At 40.5% G+C, this 18,690-nt stretch carries 19 protein-coding genes; 18 read left to right on the top strand and 1 reads right to left on the bottom strand.

Annotation, left to right across the window (positions count from 1 at the left end; translation table 11 throughout):
* Nucleotides 1-27 precede the first annotated feature (27 nt).
* Both WC848_00350 and tgt read left to right on the top strand, forming a co-directional pair.
* On the top strand, nt 28-1,932 hold the full coding sequence (locus WC848_00350; GenBank protein MFA5961123.1) for a hypothetical protein: 1,905 nt from the start codon (nt 28-30) through the stop codon (nt 1,930-1,932).
* Complete coding sequence (gene tgt / locus WC848_00345) at nt 1,932-3,134, top strand: tRNA guanosine(34) transglycosylase Tgt (GenBank protein MFA5961122.1); 1,203 nt, start codon at nt 1,932-1,934, stop codon at nt 3,132-3,134. Before WC848_00350 ends, tgt begins: the two co-directional genes overlap by 1 nt.
* Before the next feature lie 71 nt (nt 3,135-3,205).
* Here the strand turns inward: tgt and WC848_00340 are convergent, their stop codons facing one another.
* Complete coding sequence (locus WC848_00340) at nt 3,206-3,781, bottom strand: hypothetical protein (GenBank protein ID MFA5961121.1); 576 nt, start codon at nt 3,779-3,781, stop codon at nt 3,206-3,208.
* A gap of 248 nt (nt 3,782-4,029) precedes the next feature.
* On the opposite strand from WC848_00340, the gene WC848_00335 reads away from it, so the two are divergent.
* The 16 genes from WC848_00335 to WC848_00260 all read left to right on the top strand — a co-directional run bounded on the left by WC848_00335 (nt 4,030) and on the right by WC848_00260 (nt 18,684).
* Entirely contained in the window at nt 4,030-5,388 is a 1,359-nt protein-coding gene (locus tag WC848_00335; protein MFA5961120.1) for a U32 family peptidase C-terminal domain-containing protein, read from the top strand.
* Between the two features lie 87 nt (nt 5,389-5,475).
* On the top strand, nt 5,476-6,474 hold the full coding sequence (locus WC848_00330; GenBank protein ID MFA5961119.1) for an HD domain-containing protein: 999 nt from the start codon (nt 5,476-5,478) through the stop codon (nt 6,472-6,474).
* A 10-nt stretch (nt 6,475-6,484) separates the two neighbouring features.
* On the top strand, nt 6,485-7,063 hold the full coding sequence (locus WC848_00325) for an NUDIX hydrolase (protein MFA5961118.1): 579 nt from the start codon (nt 6,485-6,487) through the stop codon (nt 7,061-7,063).
* Between the two features lie 58 nt (nt 7,064-7,121).
* Complete coding sequence (locus tag WC848_00320) at nt 7,122-7,595, top strand: NUDIX domain-containing protein (GenBank protein MFA5961117.1); 474 nt, start codon at nt 7,122-7,124, stop codon at nt 7,593-7,595.
* Nucleotides 7,596-7,609: 14 nt separating this feature from the next.
* Nucleotides 7,610-7,918: a hypothetical protein gene (locus WC848_00315; GenBank protein ID MFA5961116.1), complete on the top strand. Its 309-nt coding sequence runs from the start codon at nt 7,610-7,612 to the stop codon at nt 7,916-7,918.
* A gap of 173 nt (nt 7,919-8,091) precedes the next feature.
* Nucleotides 8,092-8,523, top strand: a complete 432-nt coding sequence (locus WC848_00310) for an NUDIX domain-containing protein (GenBank protein MFA5961115.1) — start codon at nt 8,092-8,094, stop codon at nt 8,521-8,523.
* A gap of 21 nt (nt 8,524-8,544) precedes the next feature.
* Nucleotides 8,545-9,954, top strand: coding sequence for a glycine--tRNA ligase (locus WC848_00305; protein MFA5961114.1), 1,410 nt, complete (start codon nt 8,545-8,547; stop codon nt 9,952-9,954).
* Between the two features lie 66 nt (nt 9,955-10,020).
* Complete coding sequence (locus tag WC848_00300) at nt 10,021-11,535, top strand: carboxypeptidase M32 (GenBank protein MFA5961113.1); 1,515 nt, start codon at nt 10,021-10,023, stop codon at nt 11,533-11,535.
* A 4-nt stretch (nt 11,536-11,539) separates the two neighbouring features.
* Nucleotides 11,540-12,808, top strand: a complete 1,269-nt coding sequence (locus WC848_00295; protein MFA5961112.1) for a pitrilysin family protein — start codon at nt 11,540-11,542, stop codon at nt 12,806-12,808.
* Nucleotides 12,809-13,005: 197 nt separating this feature from the next.
* Nucleotides 13,006-14,031: an AI-2E family transporter gene (locus WC848_00290; GenBank protein MFA5961111.1), complete on the top strand. Its 1,026-nt coding sequence runs from the start codon at nt 13,006-13,008 to the stop codon at nt 14,029-14,031.
* A gap of 75 nt (nt 14,032-14,106) precedes the next feature.
* Complete coding sequence (rsmI, locus tag WC848_00285) at nt 14,107-14,799, top strand: 16S rRNA (cytidine(1402)-2'-O)-methyltransferase (GenBank protein ID MFA5961110.1); 693 nt, start codon at nt 14,107-14,109, stop codon at nt 14,797-14,799.
* Between the two features lie 49 nt (nt 14,800-14,848).
* Complete coding sequence (locus WC848_00280) at nt 14,849-15,391, top strand: four helix bundle suffix domain-containing protein (GenBank protein MFA5961109.1); 543 nt, start codon at nt 14,849-14,851, stop codon at nt 15,389-15,391.
* A gap of 27 nt (nt 15,392-15,418) precedes the next feature.
* Nucleotides 15,419-16,846 (top strand): methionine--tRNA ligase, encoded by a 1,428-nt coding sequence (gene metG, locus WC848_00275; protein MFA5961108.1) that lies wholly within the window; start codon nt 15,419-15,421, stop codon nt 16,844-16,846.
* A 59-nt stretch (nt 16,847-16,905) separates the two neighbouring features.
* A complete protein-coding gene (locus WC848_00270) occupies nt 16,906-17,739 on the top strand; it encodes a TatD family hydrolase (protein ID MFA5961107.1) in 834 nt (277 codons plus the stop codon).
* 28 nt (nt 17,740-17,767) lie between these two features.
* Complete coding sequence (locus WC848_00265; protein MFA5961106.1) at nt 17,768-18,304, top strand: NUDIX hydrolase; 537 nt, start codon at nt 17,768-17,770, stop codon at nt 18,302-18,304.
* A gap of 83 nt (nt 18,305-18,387) precedes the next feature.
* Nucleotides 18,388-18,684 carry an AtpZ/AtpI family protein gene (locus tag WC848_00260; protein ID MFA5961105.1) on the top strand — a complete coding sequence of 99 codons (297 nt, stop codon included), beginning with the start codon at nt 18,388-18,390 and terminating at the stop codon, nt 18,682-18,684.
* Nucleotides 18,685-18,690 lie beyond the last annotated feature (6 nt).

Here is an 18,690-nt window from a genome sequence, read left to right as displayed (position 1 = left end):
GGATAATAAAACAATATAAACAAAAATATGTCACTTGGTGAAATAAAAAACGAACTGTATAAGAAAGAAATTGACAAAGAGGTGTTGGAGCATGAAAAGAGTGAATTTAATACCAAGATTGTCGCATTTAGTTCTCCCGAAAAAGCAGAGCTACCGAAAGATGATTGGGTAGAGAAAAGCGAGCCGTTAGAGAAAGAAAATAAACAAATCGTCAAAAAAGGCGCCTACATCTTAGCCGGACTACTTTTGGTAATTGTACTGGTCGTGGGTTTTTTAAAGATCAAACAGGCCTTCTTTTCGACTGATCAGGTGATAATTTCGCTGGATGGTTCGACAGAGATTAAAAGTGGAAACTTGATCAGCTACACGGTGAAATACAAGAATGACAATCGGGCGGATCTGAAAAATGTCACTCTTCGGTTGACTTACCCAGAAGATTTTAAGCCGGAAGTTAACAATCAGTTTAAAAGCGAGGGGACAACTTCCAGCGTGGCTGGCTTGCCTGACATCAAAGGGGGGGATGAAGGTAGTATGACTTTCAGTGGTCGGGCCTATAGTCCCAAGGGAAACCTGATTAAGCTCAAGGCGGATCTCGTTTATGCTCCATCTACAATTAGTACAACATTCATAGCGAGTGCACAATTAGTGGTAAGTGTCATCTCTGCGCCAATCACGCTTGAGGTGATGGCGCCGCAAAATATTTCCAGCGATGATGAAGTGAATTACTTGGTTAACTATAAAAATGAGGGAACGGAAAGCTTTAAGAATGTTAAGGTTAGGATTGATTATCCCGAACGGTTCACTTTTTCTAGTTCTGACCCAAGAGTATCCGAGGGAAATAATATTTGGTATCTTGGTGACCTGCCTGGTGGACAGAGTGGAAAAGTAGTAATTGTGGGAAAGTTAGGGGGTGAAAGGGATGAAGTGAAAAAGGCTATAATAAAGATTGGAGCGGATAATAACGGCCAATTTGTTTCGTACAATGAAACAGATGTCCAGACTAAGATCGTTTCTTCGCCATTGGTCATCACGCAGACAGTTAATGGGCTAAGTGACATAGTTGCAAATCCGGGCGATCACTTACAATTTGAAATAAATTATAAAAATGAAGGTGCAACGGGGTTACGTGATGTGGTTGTGACCGAGCATCTCGATAGCCCCGTCCTCGACTATACAACTCTTGATCTTTCAGGCGGAGCCTATGATTCAGGTAGCAAGATAATTACCTGGAAAGCGGCCGACTATAGCCAGCTGAAAAACCTCACTTCTGGTCAGGGTGGCGTGATTAAATTTTCCATCAGAGTTAAGGATATTATTCCAGTTTCAAATAGTAATGACAAAAATTTCGTCATTTCTAGCCTTACAAAAATTGATAGCCCAGATATTCCCACGCCGATCAGTATGAATAAAATCATCTCAGGCAATAAGATGGACATTAAATTAAATTCCAAATTAATCTTAATGGTCAACGGCTTTTATAACGATGCCAATATTCCCAACTCTGGACCGATTCCACCCAAAGTTGGAGAGGAAACTACGTATACGATGCATTTTCGCGTATTAAATGTTTCTAATGATGTTTCTAGTGCAAAAGTGGAGACGGTCCTGCCAACTTCAGTCACGATGACCAAAGAGTTCTTTCCCCAAACTGCCCCCTTGGTTTATAATGAGCGGACCAATTCGATCATTTGGACGATTGGAAATCTTGCGGCTGGAACAGGCATAATCTCTGATGCGAAAGAAGTAGCTTTCCAGGTTAAAATCAAACCATCGCCCGATCAAGCTGGTGATGAAGCCCCCCTGCTTAAGGAGTCAATTTTTTCAGCTAACGATCTCTTTACAGAGGAAAATATTTCTGCTAAGGTCGAGGGGAAAAGCACGCATCTCCTAGAGGACGCTGCTCTGGGTACGAATTATAAGGTAGTAAATTGATGTTTGAACTGAAGCACAAAAAAGACCAGGCACGGAGCGGTCAAATCAAGACAAAAAACGGAGTAGTCGCTACCCCGTTTTTTATGCCTGACGCGACGCGCGGTTTTGTGAAATCGCTGGATCGCGATGATCTTTTGGGAACGGGAATTTTCCCGATGGTGGTCAATACCTATCATCTCTATCTCCAGCCTGGGACGGAACTCATAAAAAAGGCCGGAGGGACCCATCAGTTTATGAATTGGCATGCGCCGCTCCTATCTGATTCGGGCGGCTATCAAGTTTTTTCCTTGATTCATAAAAATCCCGAAATGGGGAAAATTACCGATGAGGCGGTCATTTTTAAATCACCCTTGGACGGTTCGATGCATACCATTTCACCGGAAAAATCGATCCAGATCCAGTTTGATCTGGGGGTGGATATGATGGTGGTTTTAGATGATGTGCCGCCGAATAGTTACTCAAAAGAAAAAATCAAGGACGCAGTCGAGCGGACAATCCTTTGGGCTGCGCGGTGCAAGGTGGAATATGAAAAGCAATTGAAAAAGAGAAAAATAGCTAAGGAAAATCGGCCGTTAATTTTCGGCGTCATTCAAGGCGGAGGACACGCTGATTTGCGAAAATATTGTGCGGAAAAATTAGTCGCGATCGGCTTTGACGGTTATGGCTTTGGCGCACGGCACGTTGACGCGCAGGGCAATTTTATGGAAGACGTCGTGCGAGAAACTGCCAGACTGATTCCGGAAAATGCTCTAAGATTCGCTTTGGGCGTAGGAACGCCGGATGATATTGTTAAATTCGTCGCGTGCGGCTGGGATATGTTTGATTGTGTGATTCCGACGCGGGAGGGAAGGCACGGGCGACTTTTCCTACGGAAAAGTAATTTCCAATTTCTAATTTCCAATTTCAAAATAAATTCCAATGATAAAATTTCTAACCTTGCCTACCGGCAGGCAGGTGACAAAAAAAATGCGGATGCGGAATTGTTTTATGAAACGATTAATATCAACAATGGAAAGTTTAGGAAAGATTTTTCGCCGGTAGATGTTAGTTGTGATTGCCAGCTGTGCAAAAATTATACGCGGAGTTATCTGCGACATCTTTTTGCAATGAAAGATCCTTTGGCGATGCGCCTCTGCGCGATCCATAATTTGAAGTTCTATATGGACTTGATGAGGGAATTGCGCGGGGAAATAAAAAAATAATTTTTAAATTTTTGGAAATTTAAATGGACATCGGCTGTTTAGCTGATGTCCATTTATTTCGGAAGTTATTCCTATTCCGGAGAGTTTTCTAAGGCTTTTACTGCTTGTTGTCGTATCAGTCGTAGCTCGGATCTGAGTCTGTCTGCCTCAATTTGGCAGGCGGTTAGATCGGCGAGACACTCGCGAAGTTCTTTTTTGAGAGGGCATACATCGCAAAGCGCTTTCTTGCTCTCAATAAAGAGACTTAGCGCCCACTTTTTAGTGCAGGATTCTATCTCATTGAGAGTATTCTTGAAACATTCTGGCAGCATAGAAGGAAGCTGCGCGAACTCGCAAGTATTTTTGGCAGGCGTTTTTTGTTCAGTGGTCTTGGTGTCCTTATCATTTTCTGCCATAAGTTGAAGGACTTTTTCCCATGAATCAACTCCGTTTTTTATAAAAGTCTCATAGGGAATAGCGATCCAGTATCTTTCTTTGCTGAGATTCCTTAGGTATTCTTGAGCCTCTTTATCACCCCGGAGTGCCTGCACCGTTTTTTTGCATTGTAGGACTACGCTACCAATTTTGCTTTTCGAACAGGGCAGTTTTTTTAAGCTCAGTTCTTTCTTTACCTGCTCTATATCTAGCAGATTATAATTTTCATCCATATTTTTTAGAATTATGGCATTTGATTCGGCGGTGTTTTTGTTTGCAGATCCATAGTTCGGGCAGACTTTGAAAAAATTTAAGGCCTTATTCATGTGATAAAACTCCCTTCTCTTTTGTAAATGTTAAAAAACTGATTTATTATCAAGGACATCTCGATAACAATCCTTTATAGCACAGAACAAAGAATTTGTAAAGGCTTGCTATGGGTTTGTTTGCCTTTTTTGTCCAACTGGCCTAGATTATATATATGAAAAAAATCGAGCTACTTGCTCCAGCAGGTGATCTGGAGAAACTTAAATATGCCCTGGCTTTTGGCGCGGACGCTGTATATTGCGGCGTGCCGGATTTTTCTTTGCGGGTGCGGATCAATCGGTTTTCCAAAGAAGATTTGGCTGAGGCGGTGGAATATGTGCACAAACGAAAGAAGAAAATTTATGTGACGCTCAACATTTATGCGCATAATCAGCATTTGGCAAAAATCAAAGAGCATATCCAATACTTAAAAAAACTGAAAGTGGATGCGATCATTGCGAGCGACCCGGGGATCATTCTTTTCATCCAGAAATATTGGCCGGAGTGTGAGATTCATCTTTCCACGCAGGCTAACGCGACCAACTCGGCAGCGGTGGAATTTTGGCGCGCGCAAGGAGTGAAAAGAATTATTCTGGCGCGGGAAGTGACGCTCAAAGAAATCAAAGAGATTAGTCAGCAATCGAAAAATATTGAGCTGGAATATTTTGTCCATGGCGCGATGTGTATGAGTTATTCCGGCCGTTGCATTTTGTCAAAATGGATGACAGATCGCAGTGCCAACCTGGGAGATTGTTCTCAGCCGTGCCGGTGGGCATATCATTCCAAAAATCAAAAATCAAAAATCAAAAAACAAAATTTTGGAGATGACTATTTTGAGATGAATGTGATTGATGATCAGAAGCGTTATGCGATGGATGTGGAGGAGGACACGCACGGGACCTATTTTTTCAATAGTTATGATATGAATTTGCTGGCACACCTCTCGGAACTTCGAGAGGCGGGTGTGGCGTCGTTCAAGATTGAAGGGCGAGCCAAGAGCGCCTACTATTTGGCGATTGTGACACGCGCTTATCGCGCGGTGCTGGATGCTTTGGAAAATGATGCGCCAGAAAAGGAAATTAAAGCAATTATAAAAAAACAAAAAACGGAGTTGGATAATTTGGTGCATCGTGGATATTCGACCGGTTTTCTGTTGGGACGCGAGCCGGAGCATAATTTTGAAAATAAGAATAATCCGGCTAAATTTCAGTTTGTGGGTGAGGTGAAATCACTGGAAGACAAACTGAATATTTTGCGGGTGCATAATCATATCTCAATCGAGGACAGCTTAGAAGCTATCACGCCCAAAGAAAACATTAAACTCAAGATAAAAAAGATTTTAGATAACAATAAAAACGCAGTACTGGTGGCAGACGGTGGACACAATAAGGAATATTATTTCGAGTTTGATCGGAAATTAGAAAGCGGGAGTTTGGTGAGGAAAGTAATCCAACGTGTCATCCCCGCGGAGGCGGGGATCCAGGCACCTCAGGTTATAAAAAAAGAAAAACGAGATTTAATGATTAGAAAATAGAAGTTAGAAAATTTATAATTCGATTTTTTAGGGTTTATAAATAGTGGAACCTGGATTCCCGCCTTCGCGGGAATGACACATAGTATTATGCAATACATTGATCCAATTTACGGAGAAAATGAAATCACTGAGCCGGTAATTCTGGAGTTGATGGCCTGTCCCGCGATGCAGCGACTTAAAGACATTGATCAACATGGATATATGGAGCCTTTTTTTCCTGGAGCAACTTATTTTCGCTTTGAGCATTCCGTCGGCGCCTATCTGCTTTTGCGCCAATTTGGTGCAGAACTTTCTGAGCAGATTGCCGGTCTTATCCATGATGTTTCGCACAGTGCTTTTTCTCATTCCGCCGATTATGTTTTTGCGGAAGGATCGCAAAAGGAGCAAACGCACCAGGATAATATTTTCAATTCCTTCGTGGGTAATTCTGAAATTCCGGCCATTCTTTCCAGGCATGGCTTTGATTTGGACTATATTTTGAACGACAAAAATTTTCCTTTGAAAGAGAACAGTCTACCCGATACTTGTGCTGACCGGATTGATTATTCCCTGCGAGACATTTGGCATTTCCACAGATATGCGCCAGCATATGCCAAGAAAATCCCTAGCATTTTGGCTAGTTTAATTGTGAAAGATGGACGGTGGATTTTTGGGGATTATAGCTCTGCGCAAAATTTTTCTGATTTATTTTTTCATGCCAATAAATATTTTTATTCTGGGATCGAATCGGCAGTAATGTTTCGCACGACTGGTGATTATTTGAAGTGTGCCATAGAAAAAAAATATATTTCGAAAGAAGATTTATATCTGACTGATGTGGAAGTGCTGGGAAAAATTAACCAGTTCTTGGAGAAAGATAAGATACTAAAAAAACTTTGGGAACGAATGAATAATCGAGTGGGTTACGCGAATAATCCCAATAATTATGACGCACAAGTTTTTTGCAAGTCGCGCGTGATTGACCCAATATGTTATAATGAGGGAAAGGTGGTGCGTGTTTCAGAAGTCAATCTTGATTGGAAAAAGGTGGTTGAGGCGGAAATGCGCCCGAAGGAATATTTTTTGAAGTTTGCTGAAAGTTTATAATATTAGTTCTATGCAGGTAGCGAGACCAAAATCTAACCAGCCGATACCAAAAAATGCCAAGAAGGTTTTTGCGGGAGTAGTTTTTGACGTGTACCAGTGGCAACAGAAGATGTTTGATGGGAGTTACAAGATTTTTGAAAAAATAAAGAGGGTGGATACTGTGCATGTCATACCAGTCATTGACGGAAAATTATTTTTTGCCAAGCAAAAACAGCCTGGCCGCAAAACCTATCTGAGTTGTATCGGCGGTCGGGTTGACAAGGGAGAATCTATTTTAAAAGCAGCTAAGCGTGAGCTATTGGAAGAATCTGGACTAGTGGCAGAGGAACTGAATCTTTGGCATGCCGAACAACCCATAAGCAAGATAGAGTTTGCTTACTATGTCTTTATTGCCAAGGGTTGCAAAAAAATACAAAAGCAAAATTTGGATAGTGGAGAAAAAATAGAACTAGTATCTTATACATTTGATGAATTCATAAAATTAACAGCGGACGAAAATTTTAGAAGTGGAGAAATATCACTCAAAATATATCGAACCCTTTCTGATAAAAAAATGATGGCAAGATATCGAAAAATGTTTTTGGGGTAGGACGCATTAATAAAAAAAGATTATTTTTATCGTGAAATAATAAAGAAATAAAAAAAATATGCGAGAAAATAAAATCTATAAAATTGAAGTGCACGTGGCGGGAATTTGTTTTTTTGGCGATAAGGTGCTTATTGTGAAAAGAAATTCCGGAAGGAGGCTCTATCCTAATCTTTGGGAATGTGGTGGCGGGCAAGTGCGGAACGGTGAAAATTTTGAAGAAGCCTTGATTCGCGGGCAAAGGGAAGAGTTGGGCGTGGAAATTCGACCGATTGGAATGCTTAAGAATCTGGGGACCTATGAAATTATTACCAACAATCCGGAACAACCAAAAATTCCTGGCGTGAAGATTGCCTGTGAAATTGTTGGTTTTGTGAATGGAAAAGAGCCGGAAATTACCGATGAGCATAGTGAGTGGAAATTTATCTCCGAAACGGAAATTAATGATTGTGAGTTTATTCCTGGGATAAAAGATGAAATACAAGAGGTTTTTGGAATGGTGGGTAATTCGTCAATTGACAGTAAAAAATATTGAGGTATAATAGACTCATGAAAACTAAGAAAATAACCACAATTGAGGATTTGGCAACGCTTATTCAGAGCGAGTTTTTGGTGCTTGGAGGGAAAATTGATAAACTGGAAAAAAGAATGGATAGTATCGAAAAAAGGATGGATAGTTTGGAGAAAAGAATGGGCAGCTTGGAGAAAAGAATGGATAGTTTGGAAGTGAGAAAGATTGAAATTAAGAATGAGATAAGAGATGTGAGATTTGAGCTAAAAAGAAAAGTTACTCGCGATGAGCTTGATGAACTTGAAAAAAGAGTAATTGGATTGGAAAAATTGGTTTTAGTGAGATAATTTGGTCAGCATTGAAGAGGGTTTGGATCCTTGGAGCTGATAAGAGAAATTAAGATGTCTCCGACGTAACGTCGGAGGAAGCTAGATGGAATCGCGGGAAATGTCTCGTTCTGGCAATTTAAGAATTTTTATATTCTTTAATTGTGGGGACGAGACTTTTTTATTTACAAAACATGCAAAAGGGATTTGATTATATTGGTGTTACTATCTGTTATTACTGCCATGATGGCAAAGGTAATTTTGTGATGGCAAAAAGGAGTGAGAAATGCCGTGATGAGCATAACCGGTGGGATATTGGTGGCGGGGCATTGGAATTTGGTGAGAAAGTTGAGGATAGGCTCAGGAAAGAGATACGGGAGGAATATTCAACAGAGGTTTTGGGGTATGAGTTCATAGATTTTGATGATGTCCACAGAAAACATGCCGGCAAAGAAACACATTGGGTTGCCCTTTTGTTTAAAGTTTTGGTTGATAGGAAAAAAGTTAAGATTGGCGAACCGCACAAATTTTCAGATATTGATTGGTTTACCTTGGGCAGCTTACCGGATGATTTACATTCATCTTTACCGAATTTCTTCAAAAAATATAAAGATAAATTAGTTTAATTATTTTTTAATTTTAAAACTATGGCAGAAAAAAACGAGGATAAGCAAGGGATGATGGAAAAAATGGCGTCGCTGTGCAAGCGGCGGGGATTTGTGTATCCCAGTTCGGAAATTTATGGTGGGATGCAGGCGATCTATGATTATGGGCATTATGGCACGCTCCTTAAAAATAATATCCGTGACGCGTGGTGGAAAGCGATGGTTCAACTGCGCGATGATGTGGTGGGGCTCGACAGCGCGATCTTTATGCATCCGACCACTTGGGTGGCTTCCGGGCATGTCGGTGGTTTCAATGATCCGCAGGTTGATTGCAAGAAATGTAAGTCACGTTTCCGCGCCGATCATCTCTTGGAAGAATTCGGCGTGATCATTGATGATAAGACTCCAGTTGAAGGACTGAACGTTGAGTTGGATAAGCTGCGCGCGGAGAAAAAATTAAAATGTCCCAATTGCGGATCGACTGATCTCACTGAGGCGAAAGTTTTTTCTTTGATGGTAAAATCCAATATCGGTTCGCCAACTGATGAGTTGAAAGAGGAGAATGTGGTTTATCTCCGGCCGGAAACTTGTGGAGGAATTTATTTGGAGTATAAAAATACAGTTGATTCTTTGCACAAAAAATTACCATTTGGCATTGCGCAGGTGGGCAAGGCTTTTCGCAATGAAATTGTGGCGCGCCAATTTATTTTCCGCACGCGGGAATTTGAGCAGATGGAGATGCAATATTTCTTGCATCCCGATATGATGAAGGAAAAGTATGAACACTGGAAAGCGGAGCGCTGGGGGTGGTATCTGGAATATGGCATCAAAGAAAATCAGATCCGTTGGTACAAACATGAAAAATTGGCGCACTACGCCAGCGAAGCCTATGACATTGAGTATGATTATAAATCGCTGGGTGGTTTCAAGGAAACAGAAGGCATTCACGCACGAGGTGATTGGGATCTCTCACAGCACAGCAAATTTTCCGGTGTGGAGTTAAACTATTTCGATGAAAAAACCGGCGAGAAATTCATCCCGCACATCATGGAAACTTCTGTCGGTTTGGGTCGACTAGTCTTTATGTTTTTGGATCAAGCTTACACGGAAGAATTAGTCGGAGAAGAGACACGGGTAGTGCTAAAATTAGATAAGCGTCTGGCACCGGTGAAAGTGGCGATTTTACCACTGTCAAAAAAAGAAGAATTGTCCGTGCCGGCCAAAAAAATCTGGGGCACTTTGAAACAGAATTTTATGTGCGAATATGACGAAACGCAATCGATCGGCAAACGTTATCGTCGCCAAGACGAAATCGGAACACCCTATTGCGTGACAGTGGACTTTGAAACGCTAAATGATGAGGCGGTAACGGTGCGCGACCGCGACACGATGGTGCAAGAAAGAATTAAAATTACGGAACTGGAGAATTATTTCCAGGAGAAGCTGGCCTAAGTTTTTCGTTGCGTTTCATAGTCAAATGTGATACTTTAGCTTATATTAGCGAGAATGTTTAAAGTTATGAATCAAAACGATATTGAAAAATTTAGAGAAAAATTGGCGGAACTGTATCACCTAAATTCTGCCATTACTGTTTTGAATTGGGATCAGGAAGTGAATATGCCCACAAAGGGCAATGAGTTGCGCGCAAAGACAATTGCGAATCTCTCAGGTATCCTTCACGATAAATTTACTTCGTCTGATTTTTCAAAATTAATTAAATCTGCGAAGAAGGAAATGGACGCAGGAAAGTTAAACGATGAAAACGCCTGTATTGTGCGAGAAGTTTGGCGTGAATTTTCTCGCGAAAAGAAATTGCCATTAGCATTTGTCAAAGAACTATCTGAGACAACTTCGCGCTCGCAGATGATTTGGGCGAAAGCGCGCAAGGAAAACAATTTTAAATTATTTTTGCCGGAGTTGAAAAAAATTGTTGCGCTTAAAAGAAAAGAAGCAGAGCTTGTTGGATATGCTGGTTCGCCATATAACGCCCTGCTTGATACGTATGAGCCATATATGCGAGTTGAGGAAATTGAGATGATTTTTGACGAGCTTAAGAATTTTTTAATTCCATTTCTTGCAAAAATTAAAAAATCAAAAGTAAAAATTGATAGAAAAGTGTTAAAAGGTAAATTTGAGATTGGAAAACAAATTGAGTTCAATAAGCTCATCGCAGGGAAGATGGGATTTGATTTTGAAGCTGGAAGGTTAGATGTTAGTACGCACCCATTTTCGACAAATTTTCATGCCGAGGATGTTAGGATGACGACTCGCTATGACGAAAAAGACATTTTTTCTTCATTGAATAGTACGATTCATGAATCAGGCCATTCGTTGTATGAGCAGGGGATTAAGGTGGAAAATTTTGGTTCTCCGCTCGGAGAATCAATTTCACACGGGGTGCATGAATCACAATCGCGCATGTGGGAAAATTTAGTTGGGAGAGGTAAGAATTTTTGGAAGTATTTTTATCCAAAACTTATAAGGGAATTTCCTGGACATTTTAAAAAAATTAAATTCGAAGATTTTTACAGGGCGATCAATGCCGTAAAGCCAAGTCTGATTAGAGTTGACGCGGATGAAGTGACTTATAATCTGCATATTATCCTGCGTTTTGAGATTGAGAAAGATTTAATTGAGGGAAGTATTGAAGTTGAAGATTTGCCGAAGATTTGGAATGATAAAATGAAAGAATATTTTGGCGTTATTGTACCGAATGATGCCCTTGGAGTTCTGCAGGATGTTCATTGGTCAGGTGGAAATATAGGATATTTTCCAACATACACTCTGGGGAACTTATACTCCACACAATTTTATGCTACAGCAAAAAAAGACATTTTAAATCTTGAAAAAGAAATTGCTCTTGGGCATTTAGAGCATCTGCGAGAATGGCTTAGAAAAAATATTCATATTCATGGAAAACTTTATTCTGCGAGCGAGCTGGTTAAAAATATTACAAGCGAGGGTTTAAATGGACAGTATTTCATTGATTATATCAAGAATAAGTATTCAGAAATTTATAAATTAAATACCTAGTCTTATGAATTATAAAAAAACCAATCTAAAAAACGGCCTGAGAATTTTGACCGTGCCGATGCTTGAGACGCAAACTGTGACGGTTGTGGTGATAGTGGGTGTCGGCAGTCGCTATGAAGCGGAAAAGGAAGCTGGGCTTTCTCATTTTATCGAGCATATGTTTTTTAAGGGAACGGAAAAAAGGCCAACGACACTTTCAATTGCGGAAGAATTGGATGCGATTGGCGGAGAATTCAATGCTTTCACTTCCAAAGATTCGACTGGCTATTATGTCAAAGTTGACGCCAAGCACATTGACACAGCGCTGGATGTTGTGTCGGATATGTATCTGCATTCCAAAATCGAAGAAGTGGAACTGGAAAAAGAGCGCGGAACGATCATCCAGGAATTGAATATGTATGAGGATATGCCGATGCGCAACGTTGGCGATGTGTTTGAAAATTTGCTCTATCCGGGAACTGATCTGGGGCGGGATATTATTGGGTACAAAAAAACGATCAATAGTTTCAAGCGCAAGGATTTTTTGAAATATATGAAACGGTTCTATCTCTCTAATGACACTGTGATTTGTGTGGCGGGAAAGTTTGATGAAAAGAAACTGGTGGAGCGGGTGAAAAAATATTTCCGCGAAATGTCTGACGGCAAAAAACCACAACTCAAAAAAGTGAAAGAAACGCAAAAAGTTCCGGCGGTGAAGATTAAATTTAAAAAAACTGATCAGACGCAATTGATTTTGGGTGCGCGCGCCTATGACCAATATAGTGAAAGGCGTTTCGCACTTTCCTTGCTTTCGATTATTCTCGGCGGGAATATGTCTAGTCGGCTGTTTATGGAAGTGCGAGAGAAAAAAGGTTTAGCCTATTATGTCCGCACTAACACTGAATCATTTGAGGAGTGTGGATATCTGGCGACACAAGCGGGCGTGGAACATAAAAATCTGACGCTAGCGCTAGAAACAATTTTAGCTGAATACAAAAAGATTGCGACGGAAAAAGTGCCGGAAAAGGAATTACAAAAAGCCAAGGATTACATCAAAGGCAAGATGGTAATGGGGATGGAAGCGTCGGACGAGGTCGCAATGTTTTTTGTCGGGCAGGAACTTTCGCGGCGTGAGATTTTGAAGCGGGAAGAAATTTTCCGCCGGGTCGATTCAGTGACACCGGAAGATATTTTGCAAGTGGCAAAAGATATTTTTCAAAATAAAAAATTAAATTTAGCAATTATCGGACCGCACAAGAATAGTGAAAAGTTGCAAAAATTATTGAGTATTTAATATTTAGGATATACGTGTTTTGCCTCGCAGCCGTGTTTTCTAAAAAAATAACTCGAACGCTCTTTTTTCTTTTCAAAATTTTCCCTCTATCAAAGGCAGCCAATGGAAAATTTTGAAGAAAAAAGGCATTCTCAGACAGGATTTTTTAAGAAAACACGGCTGACTCGGTCAAGTGCGTAAGTTCTAATACTGATTTTATGCAAAAAAATGAAATTGAAATTTCGACCGGAATAGTTTTTCGCACCATCCTCATCCTCCTGGGACTATGGTTTATGTATCTTGTGATGGATGTGATCGCTTTGGTTTTTATCGCGGTAATTATTACTTCGGCGATGGACCCGCTAGTGGACTGGTTACAGAGGTGGAAAATTCCGCGTACGGCCGGTGTTTTAGGGTTGTTTTTTTTGCTATTTCTCGCCATTGGCCTAGCCATTTCATTTCTTATCCCGCCGATGATTGCTCAGTTTCAGGATTTTTCCCAAAATTTTCCCAGCTATTTCCAATCTGGAGCGACCTCTCTTTCTCATTTGAAAGATTTTTTTGCTAGCAAAAATATCCAGCTTGATCTAGAACAATTGTCGAATAATTTTTCCAGATCACTAACAGGACTTTCGGGAGATATTTTTTCTACAACGGCCAATGTTTTTTCCGGGTTCATTTCCATAATCGTGGTTTTTTCTCTGGCGTTCTATATGACAGTCGAGGAAAATGGAATCAAGAAGTTCATCATCTCGGTTACGCCGGATCGTTTTAAAAATTATGCCGCTAACCTTGCAACAAGAGTCAAAGAAAAGATTGGGAAATGGATGCTGGGGCAATTACTTTTGATGCTCATAATTTTTGTCCTGGATGCGATCGGACTTTATTTGGTCGGTGTTCCTTACGCGCTGATCCTGGCGATTTTTGCCGGTGTGATGGAAATAGTTCCCTATATCGGGCCGATCATTTCCGCCATTCCTGGTATAATTTTAGGCTTTTTGATTTCTCCCACAACGGGATTTCTCGCCCTTCTCGTCTATCTTATCGCGCAACAGGTGGAAAATCACGTGATTGTTCCTCAAGTGATGAAAAAAGCGGTCGGACTCAATCCGGTCGCAACGATCATTGCTCTTCTTGTGGGCTTGCGTCTGGGTGGAGTGTTGGGTGCAATTTTGGCCATTCCAGTGGCAACTGCGATCAGTTTGGTAATTAACGATTTTATGGAGAGAAGAAAGGCAGAATAGCTTCCATTGTTGTATTGCTAAATTGTTAAATTGTTGGTAAGTTAGGTATATTAAGCAAAATTAGACAATCTAGCAATGAATTCTGGTATATTATACATCGTAGCGACGCCGATTGGTAATCTAGGTGATATTACTAATCGGGCAATTGAGACCTTGGAAAAGGTCGATTTAGTCGTGTGCGAGGATACGCGGACCAGTCGCAAGCTTTTGGATCGCTATGAGATTAAAACGTCGACGACTTCTTTCTATCAAATTCAACGAGAAGGCGGAGCAAAAAAACCGGTGCCAAAATTAGATTATCTGACAGCAGAACTGACGAGCGGAAAAAATATCGCGCTGATCACGGACGCGGGAACGCCGGGTATATCAGACCCGGGTAATCAGTTGGTGGCGCGCGCGGTGGAAAATTCTATCGCTGTCATTCCGGTTCCCGGCGTCAGCGCGCTCACGACTTTGGCAAGCGTTTCCGGAATTGATCTTACCCGCTTTGTGTTCCTAGGTTTTCCACCGCACAAAAAAGGCCGAGAAACTTTTTTTAAAGAAGTCGTCGCGCAAAAATATCCAGTCAGCTATTTCGAATCTCCTCATCGTCTCATCAAAAATCTGGAACTGCTAAAAAGTCTGGCACCGGAGAAAAAAATTATCCTCGGTCGCGAGCTGACAAAAATGTTCGAAGAAATCGTACGCGGAACAATTGAGGAAGTTTTAGGATATTTTTTGGAGAATAAAGATAAAGTTAAAGGAGAGGTTGTATTAATCGTGTATTAAGTATTTTTTTAAGTACCTTAAGATTCTTAAGTTGCTCAAGTAATTTCTTATGCAGCCGTATAAAAAATTATTTACATATTGGTTTTCTGTGGTTATTTATGATCATACTGTTGTATTTTGTGATCGTTGGATAAGGAGCTATAAGTTAAAAGAACAAATGCTGGGAGCCGCAAGAAGCGGAAAACAAAATATTGTGGAGGGTTCTGATGATATGGGAACATCAATGAAGATTGCGATAAAACTTTCTGGAACTTCCAAGGGTTCCCTGGAGGAGCTTACTGGAGACTTGGAAGATTTTTTACGGCAGAATAATCTGAATGAGTGGGGAAAAACTGATATGCGAACAATTAAGTTTAGAAGAGAAAGCTCGAAGCTAATAAAATATTTGAGTAGTTCGAGAAATGTTGCTATTCTCAAAACAGTAAAACTTCCGGAAGATCAAGAGCGTGCATCCAATTGGCTCTTAACGCTTTGTCACCAAGCGACGTACTTGTTGCACAAGCAAATAATAGCACTGGAAGAAAAACATACAAAAGAGGGTGGATTTACTGAAAAATTATATAAAAAAAGAAAAGAGTATAGAGGCTACTGATTTTAAAATTTTAATAGAAAAGTTAATATGAAAAACAAATTTTACATCACAACCACGTTGCCCTATGTCAATGCTAAGCCACACATTGGCTTTGCCAAGGAAATTGTTGAAGCGGACGTGCTGGCGCGCTTTCATCGCGAACAAGGTGAGGAAGTGTTTTTTAATACTGGAACAGATGAACATGGGCAAAAAATCTATCAAAAAGCAATTGAGCTGGGGATGGACGCGCAAAGTTATTGTGATAGCGTTGTGCCGGAATTTGATAAACTGAAAGCCTCGCTCAATTTGAGCTATGATAACTTTATCCGAACAACAGACGCGGAGCATATCAAAGCCGTACAGGAATTTTGGAAGCTTTGTGAAAAGAACGGCGATATATATAAGAAAAATTATAAGGTAAAATATTGCGTCGGGTGTGAGCTGGAAAAAACTGATTCGGAACTGATCGATGGGAAATGTCCGGATCATCCCAATATGGAAATTGAGACCATCGAAGAAGAGAATTATTTTTTCCGCTTTTCTGCCTATCAAGAAAAGCTATTGGAATTATATAAGAATAATCCGGATTTTGTCGTGCCGGCCAAGAGGATGAATGAGGTGCGGAGCTTTGTGGAAAGGGGACTGGAGGATTTTAGCATATCGCGACTCAAAAGCAAGATGGCCTGGGGCGTGCCGGTTCCGGGTGATGATGAGCATGTGATGTATGTTTGGTTTGATGCACTGGTAAATTATATCTCAACCCTGGGCTGGCCGAATAACTTGGAAAATTTTGAAAAATTTTGGCCGGGAGTGCAAGTCTGCGGAAAGGATAATTTGCGCCAGCAATCAGCGATGTGGCAGGCAATGCTCATGTCAGCAAAACTTTCTAATTCTAAGCAAGTTTTTGTGAATGGTTTTATTACGGTCGATGGACAAAAAATGAGCAAATCCCTTGGCAATGTTATTTCACCCTATGAAATGGTAGAAAAGTTCGGCACAGACGCAACGCGTTATCTGCTTTTAGCCGGGGCGAATTTTGGTGAAGATTTTGATATTACTTGGGAAAAATTAATTGAGAGATATAATGCTGATTTGGCGAATGGATTGGGGAATCTTTTATCGCGAGTGATTAAGCTTGCTGAGAATTTCAAATTTCAAATTCCAAATTTCAATCCGCCAGTTGGCGGACCGAATGACTCAATTTCCAATTTTCTAAACAAGATGGAATTTGATCAGGCGCTATCAGATATTTGGAAAATTATTGCGGATAATAATAAATTTATTGGAGATAATAAGCCATGGGAACTGGCGAAAACTGACGAGGTTAAATTTGGAGAAGTGATGGAAAAATTACTAACAGACATTTCGCTAATTTCAGAATTACTTTCACCTTTCATGCCTGGAACTTCCGAGAAAATTAAAAAAGCACTGGAAACAAAAAAACTGGATGAAGTTTTATTTCAAAGAATTAAGTAGCTTGCTTGTGTCATTCCCGCCTTCGCGGGAATGACAATATTTTTTTATGACACTTTCATATGCTAATTGAAACTCACGCTCACATTGATGACAAACAATTCGATGCTGACCGCGACGAGGTGATCGCGCGGGCATTTGAGGGTGGCGTGGAAAAAATCATCAACATCGGCGCGGGGTTGGGGAGTAGCCAGCGCAGTGTGGTTTTGGCTGAGAAATATGCCAATATTTTTTGTTCGATCGGTCTTCACCCGCATTATTTTATGGAATATGTTGAGAAAAGTTTTGACAAGATTCCAGAATTTAAAGCACTATCTGCGAGCAAAGAAATCGTGGCGATCGGGGAAATCGGTCTGGACTATTTTATTCCCGATGGGAGCTTGGTCACTGACGCGCAAAAAGAATTGCAGAAAAAAGGTTTTGCTTTGCAGTTGGAATTTGCAAAAGAATTGAAATTGCCGGTCATTTTGCATTGTCGCGGATCGAGGCCTGTTGCGCCAAGTCCATATCGCGAAGCGGATGATGCCTACGAAGATGTTTTTGCAATCATTTCTAAATTTCCCGATTTGAAGTTTGTCTGGCATAGTTTTGGTGGACGGTTGGAATTTGCAAAAAAAGTTTTAGAAAAAACCAATATGCTAATTTCTTTTGCTGGCAATATTACTTACAACAAACCTGGCGCGGAAATTTTTGAGGTGATTAAAAAAATCCCGCTTGAGAAAATTATGCTCGAAACCGATTGTCCATACTTAGCACCAGTGCCGATGCGGGGAAAAAGGAACGAGCCAAGTTTCGTGAAATATGTGGCGCAAAAAATTGCGGAGGTGAAAAATATTGATTTTGAGGAAGTGGCAAAAATTACATCAGAAACGGCGGAGCGGTTTTTTGATTTATAGTATCGGAATAATAGTTTAATTTAATTTTATGATTAATAAGATTGAAGAATGGGAAGAGCTGTCTCGCGAAATCGTTTTTCAAAAATATAGCCGGAAAATTGAAAAGGTTATATTTCGATTAACGAATGGAAAAGAAAAGGACTTCTATATTAAGAAAGAGGGTCCTGCAGTAGGAATACTTGCCATAACAAAAGATGAGCAAGTGATTTTAGTTAAGCAGTATAGACCCGGTCCTGGTAAAATTCTCGATGAGCTTCCTGGCGGATATGTGGATAGTGGTGAATCTCCAAAACAGGCCGCAGAAAGAGAGTTACTTGAAGAAACTGGTTATGAAGGTAAAATGCAATTGGTAACTATGGCATATGACTGTGCTTATTCAACTATGAATAGATGCTGCATGGTCGCAACAAACTGCGAAAAAGTTGCGAATCAAAAACTAGACGATAGTGAATTCGCAGAAATTGTACTGTTGTCACTGGATGACTTTCGTCAGCTCCTGAGAAGTGGTAAGATGACCGACGTTGAGGTAGGATACTTGGGGTTAGATTATTTGAAGTTGTTGTGATGCGGTAAATTTGGTTGAATTTTGCTAGTTATTGACTTTTTCCCCATTTTGCGGGAGAATAGAAGGGTAGTATAAGCTAAAATATGAATAGTAAGAAAAAGGAAACAAAGATGCTGTGGTGGCAGCCAAGTTTGGTTTTGTTCGGACGACTGAGTGGTTGGATCGGCGGGCCAGTCATTATCGCATTATTTCTGGGAAAGTGGCTGGACAAAAGATATTCCACTGAGCCGAAATTGTTTCTGCTGTGTGTGGGAGTGGCTCTTGTTGTTTCAACTTACGGAATAGTCAAGGACTCATTGGAGGCAATGAAACAGATCGACAAGGAAGCTGATGAAAAGAAACAATTAAAAAATAATTCAGAAAATCCTCCTCGCCCTTAGGGAGAG

The organism is Parcubacteria group bacterium, assembly GCA_041659505.1.
Lineage (GTDB): Bacteria > Patescibacteriota > Minisyncoccia > Moranbacterales > UBA2206 > UBA9630.
The sequence above is the reverse complement of the archived record's forward strand: the minus strand, read 5'-3'. Positions and strand labels throughout refer to the sequence as shown.